Source organism: Pollutimonas rozaliensis (genome assembly GCF_048751585.1).
GTDB lineage: Bacteria > Pseudomonadota > Gammaproteobacteria > Burkholderiales > Burkholderiaceae_B.
Map to the genome: position 1 here is coordinate 1 of NZ_JAZHOB010000280.1, position 248 is coordinate 248.

Genomic DNA, 248 nt, shown 5'->3' on the forward strand with positions numbered 1-248 from the left:
GCGGGAAGTTCTCTGGCGCGTCCGGGTCTTCCGCTGCAAAGCGCAGTTCACCGCTCTTGAGCTGCTGAACCGCATAGTCGGCGGTGGACATGCCCGCGGCTTCGGCTTTTTTCGCTAGGCGTAGCGGGTTAGTGTCCAGTTGTGGTGCTGACGGCAGCCAGCCCATGCGCTCAGCACGCACGTTAAAGTCAATCAGGCTACCGGGGTAATCCTCAGCCTTGGCCAACGGCGAAAGAATTTCTTTAATC

At 58.9% G+C, this 248-nt stretch carries 1 protein-coding gene; it reads right to left on the reverse strand.

The features are described 5' to 3' along the window. Positions 1-248: hypothetical protein (locus tag V0R37_RS22910; RefSeq protein WP_420376665.1), on the reverse strand; the 248-nt coding region annotated here is incomplete at both ends.